Raw genomic sequence first — 6,352 nt, forward strand, 5'->3', positions numbered from 1 at the left:
TCGGCTACAACCTGAACTACGACAGCGACAGCCTGGCCTGGGGCTTCGGCGTGGCCATCGACACGGGCAAGGACGCCAAGGCCCTGTTCGACTACAGCATGGTCGACATGCAGACCATGAGCTACGTGCACCGGCTGACGCTGACCTTCGTCTACTAGGCGCGACACGGCGGCGACGGTTGTCGGGCCCGCCCCGCGAGAGGGGTGGGCCTTCGCCGTCCCGGCGCGGTTGTCCGCGGCCGGCGGGATCCCTAGATTGATGCGCGGGCGGAAGCGTTCCCTCAACCCGGCGGGGGTCGGCATGTTCCTGGAACGGGCCGCGGCACTGCGGCGCACACTGACCGTCTCGACGTTGGCCTCCTGCCTGGCGGCCGCCGTCCCGGCAGCGGCCGCCCTGGTGCGGCCGTTCGACGGCACCGGCGGTTTCGGGGTCTGCCTGGATTACGCCAACCTGCCCGCCGCCGACGGCGCCGCGGACATCCTGCTGCTGTTCTCGGTGGCGAACGACGGCCTGCACTTCCGCGAGCAGCCCGGCGGCAAGCTGGTCGGGAGCCTGTCGGTCGAGGCGACGCTCGACGCCGGCGACGGCGCGCCGATCGTCCGTCGCGAGACGCTCGCCCTGGCCGCGCGCACGCGCGAAGAGGCGGCGTCGCCGACCAGCTACCAGGTCTTCACCCTGCGGATCCCGGGCGTGCGCGCCGCGCGCGGCGATCTGCGCTGCCGGCTGGAGGATCTCGCCGCGCCCCGCGACGACGACGCCAGGGCGGTCGCCGTCGCCGACGTGCGCGGGGAGTGGTGCCTGGAGGCGCCGCCGCCCGAGCTGCGCGGCCTATGGCTCCACGCGCCCCTGTTCCTCTCGGGCGCGCCCCGCTCCGGCGACGCCGGCGGCGCGGTGGCCGCCGCCCGCCTGCGCGGCGACCGCCTGGCCATGTTCCTGCATCCCAACCGCCGCTACGGGCTCGAGCAGTCGCGGCTGCAGGTGACCTTCGAAGCCGAGGCGGTCGGGATCGGCCCCGGCGACCGCGGGCGCCTGCCGCGCACGCTGCTGATGCAGGTGCTGGCCCGCGACCTGGACTACGTGGTGCGCGACACGCTGGAACTCGGGCTCGAACCGGAGTCCTTCCTCGGCGGCGGCGGCTTCGCCGCGGTGACCTGGGACTACGACGTGAACCGGCTGCCGCCGGGCTCCTACCAGCTCAGCTGCGCCCCCCTGGACGGCTGGGGCAACGCCTGGGTCGTCGAGTTCGACGTCATCTGGCAGCTCCAGGCGCTGACCAGGCCGGCGGGAGACACCGAGGCGATGGGCCGGCTCGTGCTGCTCGGCGACCGCCGCGAGGCCTTCCTGCAGGCCGGACGCTCGGGCCGCGAAGCGCTGCTGGCCGAGTTCTGGGACGAGCTCGACCCCGATCCGACGACCGCGGGCAACGAGGCGCTCGAGGAGTTCAAGCAGCGCGTCAGCTACGTGAACCGCTACCTCGGCGGCATGGGCCGCGCGGGTCCCGTCGACGACCGCGGCCTGGTGTACGTGCTGCTCGGACCGCCCGACGAGATCGAGAAGCAGGACGTCCCCGCCAACGCCCTGGACTTTGAGGACGCCCTGTCGCGCGTGCACGACTCCTTCCTGGCGCCCAACGAGGGTCTCGTGCTGCGGGACCAGTACACCGACGAGGAGCAGTCGACCCTGGCCGTGCGCGAGCGGCTCGACCGCGCCACGTCGCAGGAGAAGTTCAAGGCCTTCGAACTGTGGAAGTACAAGGGGCGCGGCCGACCCCTCTTCCCGAACCAGTACACGTCGATGCCCCTGGGGCTGAACTTCCTGTTCCTGGCCAGGCTCGGCGGCGGCGCCTACACCCTGGAGTCGACCAACGCCCACACCCAGGGAGGACCGTCCCGGTGACGTCCGCGGCGAGCCCGGCGGGTCCCAGATCCCCATGAAAACTGTTGACTTGCACCCGGCGTTGACACTTATTTCAGGGCAAGATAAGCTCCCCGGCGAGGTCGGTGGAGAGCGCTGCGGAGCGCAGGGAATCGCGGGTCGGCGGCGGTTGCGACGCGACCGAAATTCCGGCTCAAAAGGGTTTCTCGTCAGATCAGGCCGAACGCCAAGGCGGTCCCCAGCCGTCACCCGTCCGTTCGGCGGCAACCGGACCCACGGGTATCCATCTGGAAAGGGAGAGCAGGCACAATGGCACGTCATCGCACGTCTACCCACGCCGTCTTCTCGCTGCTCGCGGTGTGTGTCTTCGCGCTCGTCCTCGCGGCCCCGGCGATCGGCCAGGCGCAGGCGCGGACCGGCAGCAACATCGAGGGCATCATGGCGACGCCCGACTCCCTGGCCTTCGCCTCCGGGGTCCAGGACTCGGCCGGCGAAGTTCCCGTCGTCGTCCTGAAGCGCGGCGGACTGATGGGCCTGCTCGAGAAGACGCCGCTCGGCAAGAGCGGCGCCGGCGAACTGTTCATCAAGGGCGGCACCTTCATGTGGTGGCTGCTCGCGACGACCATCATCGGCCTGGTCTTCATGATCGAGCGCCTGTGGACGCTGAACCGCGCGGCGGTGAACTCCCGCAAGCTCATCGGGACGGTCATCACCACGCTGCGCAACGACGGCGTGCAGGCGGCCAGCGAGGAGTGCCAGAAGGTGCGCGGCCCCATCGCGGCCATCCTCTACTCCGGCCTGCAGAAGGCCGACCGCGGCCCCGAGGCCGTGGAAAAGGCCATCACCACCGCCGGCACCATCGAGATGGCGTTCCTCGAGCGCGGCCTGATCTGGATCGCCTCGGTGTCGACCGTCGCGCCCCTGATCGGCTTCCTGGGCACGGTGTCCGGCATGATCAACGCCTTCGAGGCCATCGCCAGCAGCGACACGGTCAACGCGCAGCTCGTGGCCTCCGGCATCTCCGAGGCGCTGATCACGACCGCCGCCGGCCTGATCATCGCGCTCCCCGCCTCGATGTCCTTCAACTGGTTCGTGCAGCGCATCGACCGGTTCGTCATCGAGATGGAGGAAGCCACGGCCGAGCTGGTCGAAGAGCTGATCCGCCAGCAGCACGCGTAAACCACTGGGCCCCCCTCCTCCGAGCGGGGGGGCCATGCCGGGAGCGACGACGTGGGTGTACTGGACGCACGCAAGGCCAAGAAGGACCGGGGTCTGAACAAGATCCCGACGGCGTCGACCAGCGACGTCGCGTTCCTGCTGCTGATCTTCTTCATCGTCATGCCGATGAAGCGTCCCGAGGTGGGCCTGTCGATGGTCCTGCCCGCCAAGTCGAAGGCGACGTCGGTGACCGTCCGCGAGAGCAACGTGGCCACAATCCGGGTGCTCTCCAGCAACGCGCTGACGCTCGACGGCGAGCTGATCGCGCTGCCGCGCGTGCGGCAGGCCATCATGGACCGGCTGGCCGGCAACGACCAGACGATCGTGGTGCTCGAGACCCATCCCGACGCCGACTACGGCATGATGATCGCCTGCCTGGACGAGGTTAAGCAGGCGGACGCCCGCAAGGTGTCCCTCAAAACGACCAAGCGCTAGGAAGGGGGAGCCATGGCGTTCCGCCGCGCGACGAAGAAGGAAGCGTTCATCCCCACGGACTCCACGGGCGACATCGCCTTCCTGCTGCTGATCTTCTTCATCCTGACCGTGGTGTTCACGAACGAGACGGGGCTGGTCGTGAGCCTACCGCGGGCCGATGCCAGCGAGGAAGGCATCCGCGACATGCTCAGCAACGTGTTCATCAACGAGAAGGGCATGGTCTCGATCGACGACATGATCGTGCGCCCGGACCAGGTGGCGGCCGTGATGTCGCAGAAGCTCGCCGAGAACCCGTTCATGATCGTGGCCTTCAAGACCGATAAGGAAACCCCTTACGGCGTGGTCAGCGACGTGATGGAGGGGCTCAAGGAGGCGAACGCCGTGAAGGTGTTCTTCAACACCGATCTCGAACTCCCGGGCGTCGCCTACTAGGGTGGTGGACATGGATTTCGTGACCTTCAAGCCCATCATCACCGAGAACGACCTGTTCAAGGCGCAGTACAACAAGTACATGCGCCGAGCGTCGATCATCGCGGTGATCCTGACCATCCTGTTCTTCTGGCTGTCGCCGAAGTACGTGCCGAACCCGTACAAGATCTACGAGGACAAGTTCGAGGTCGTCGAAATGTCCGAGGCCGTGGACATCCCGCCCCCGCCCCAGGAGACCCCCCGCCCGGCGGTGAACATCGAGGTCGCCCTGGACAGCGAGGTCGACGAGGACGTCGAGGTCGCCGATACCCTGCTGGACTCCGAGGACGTCATGGCCGACATGTTCGGCGACGGCACCGACGCCGGCGGCGAGGAGTTCCAGGTCTCGCAGGAGAAGCCCGTCCTGACCCAGTTCATCAGCCCCGACTACCCGGAGATGGCCCGGGCCAGCCAGCTCGAGGGCACCGTGGTGGTCAAGGTGCAGGTCGGGCCCGACGGCTCGGTGCTGCAGGCGGTCGTGCTGACGGCGGTGCACCCGCTGCTGGACAAGGAGGCCATCAAGGCCGCCAAGCGCTGCAAGTTCCAGCCGGGCCGGCAGCGCGGCATCGCGGTCAAGGCCTGGATGGCGATCCCCTTCGCGTTCCGGCTCCACTGAGCCACGCCGGCCGCCGCGCCGGCGCGAAAAAGGGGGCGGGGATGCAACCCCGCCCCCTTGTTTGCGTCTCAAGCAGGTGTTGCGTCTCGAGACGGTGTTGCGACTCCCGGCGCGGGTCGAGCGACCCGCGCAGGGGCGGGGCCGGAAATGCGTTTGGCAAGCCGGCCCCGCTTCCCTACAATCCGGGCGTCGAGGACGTTTCCCGGATGCCCACCAGGTGCAAAGGAGTCTCCGCATGGTGCCCCTGACCGTCGCCTTCCGCCGCGTCGCCGCCCTGGCGGCCGTCCTGGCGTGCTCGCTGACCGCTGCCGCGGGCGACCTGCCCGTTCGCGATTTGGCCGACTGCGTCGCCATCGCGCTCCAGGAAAGCCCGACACTGGCCGTCGCCGCCGAGAACACCGGCATCGCCGGCCAGGGCGTGCGGCAGGCCTGGGGCCAGTTCCTGCCCAGCCTGAGCCTGTCGCGCACCTGGCAGAAGAGCGAGCGCACCGATTACGACTACGAGAACCCGGTCACTATGGCCATCGAAGACTACAAGGAGAAGTCCAAGTACAAGGACTACGGCGCGAGCAGCGACTTCTACCTGTTCCGCGGCCTGAGCGATTTCGGCGGGCTCAAGTCGGCGCGCGGCGACCTGCGCGCCGCCGAGGCCAGCGAAGCCTACAGCCGCCAGCAGGTGATCGAGACCGTGGCCGCCGCCTACATCGACCTGCTGCGCTCCGAGCGCCTGCTGGACGTGGCCGTCCAGAGCGAGGACCTGGCCGTCCGCGAGTTCGAGAAGGCCGAGACCTACCACCGCATCGGCTCGGCCGCCCGCAGCGACGTCCTGTCGGCCAAGGTGCGCCAGGAGCAGACGCGCCTGGAGGTCATCCGCGCCCGCAACGCCGTCGAGCAGGCCTTCGCCAACCTGGCCCACGCCATGAACCGCCCCCTGGCCGAGCGCTTCGACGTGGACCGCTCCCTGCTCGAGCGCGACGACCAGGTCGGGGACCTCGACGCGCTGTTCGCGGAGGCGGTCGCGAACCGCCAGGACCTGCACAGCCGGCAGTTCAACGTCGAAGCGCGCGGCGGCGACGTGACGGCCGCCAGCGGCGGGCTGCTGCCGCAGGTGCGCCTGTTCGCCCGCTACAGCCGCACCTCGAACGAGTCGCGTTTCACCTTCGGCTCCGCCGAGGGCATGAGCGTCAGCTACGGCTACACGGTGAACTGGAACATCTTCGACCGCTTCACGACCCTGGCCGGGCGCTCCCAGGCCAAGGCCCGCCAGCGCATCGCCGAGTACAACCTCGACCAGGCCCAGCTCGACGCCCAGCTGGAGGTGCGTCAGCTCTACAACAGCCAGGTCGAGGCCCGCGAGCGCCTGACGCTCAGCCGCGAGACCATCGCCAACGCGCAGGAGCAGCTGCGGCTGGCCCAGGAGCGCTTCAAGGTGGGGGCCGGCACGATGCTCGACCAGATCACCGCCCAGGTGAACCTGGCCACCGCCCAGAGCGACGAGGTCCAGGCGATCTGCGACTTCCGCATCGCCTCGTTCAAGCTCGACCGCGCCGTCGGCCGTCCGCTCGACGGGTTGACGCGATGACCGGGGCGGGGGAGGTACTGATCCGCGTCACCGACCTGATGCGCGTCTACCAGGTGGGCACCGAGGAGGTCCGCGCCGTCGACGGCGTGGACCTCGAGATCCGCAAGGGCGAGTACGTGGCGATCATGGGGGCCAGCGGTTCCGGCAAGTCGACCCTC

General features: G+C 69.2%; 6 protein-coding genes. All 6 read left to right on the forward strand.

The window, feature by feature from the left end:
• The first annotated feature begins 300 nt into the window (after positions 1 to 300).
• The 6 genes from Q7W29_10370 to Q7W29_10395 all read left to right on the forward strand — a co-directional run bounded on the left by Q7W29_10370 (position 301) and on the right by Q7W29_10395 (position 6,194).
• Positions 301 to 1,896, forward strand: coding sequence for a GWxTD domain-containing protein (locus tag Q7W29_10370; GenBank protein MDO9172224.1), 1,596 nt, complete (start codon positions 301 to 303; stop codon positions 1,894 to 1,896).
• A 288-nt stretch (positions 1,897 to 2,184) separates the two neighbouring features.
• Positions 2,185 to 3,054: a MotA/TolQ/ExbB proton channel family protein gene (locus tag Q7W29_10375; GenBank protein MDO9172225.1), complete on the forward strand. Its 870-nt coding sequence runs from the start codon at positions 2,185 to 2,187 to the stop codon at positions 3,052 to 3,054.
• 51 nt (positions 3,055 to 3,105) lie between these two features.
• Complete coding sequence (locus tag Q7W29_10380; GenBank protein MDO9172226.1) at positions 3,106 to 3,528, forward strand: biopolymer transporter ExbD; 423 nt, start codon at positions 3,106 to 3,108, stop codon at positions 3,526 to 3,528.
• A gap of 12 nt (positions 3,529 to 3,540) precedes the next feature.
• On the forward strand, positions 3,541 to 3,960 hold the full coding sequence (locus Q7W29_10385; GenBank protein MDO9172227.1) for a biopolymer transporter ExbD: 420 nt from the start codon (positions 3,541 to 3,543) through the stop codon (positions 3,958 to 3,960).
• A gap of 10 nt (positions 3,961 to 3,970) precedes the next feature.
• Positions 3,971 to 4,612: an energy transducer TonB gene (locus tag Q7W29_10390; protein ID MDO9172228.1), complete on the forward strand. Its 642-nt coding sequence runs from the start codon at positions 3,971 to 3,973 to the stop codon at positions 4,610 to 4,612.
• A gap of 235 nt (positions 4,613 to 4,847) precedes the next feature.
• A complete protein-coding gene (locus Q7W29_10395; protein ID MDO9172229.1) occupies positions 4,848 to 6,194 on the forward strand; it encodes a TolC family protein in 1,347 nt (448 codons plus the stop codon).
• Positions 6,195 to 6,352: the final 158 nt, after the last annotated feature.

It is taken from the genome of bacterium (genome assembly GCA_030654305.1).
Classification (GTDB): Bacteria; Krumholzibacteriota; Krumholzibacteriia; order LZORAL124-64-63; family LZORAL124-64-63; genus PNOJ01.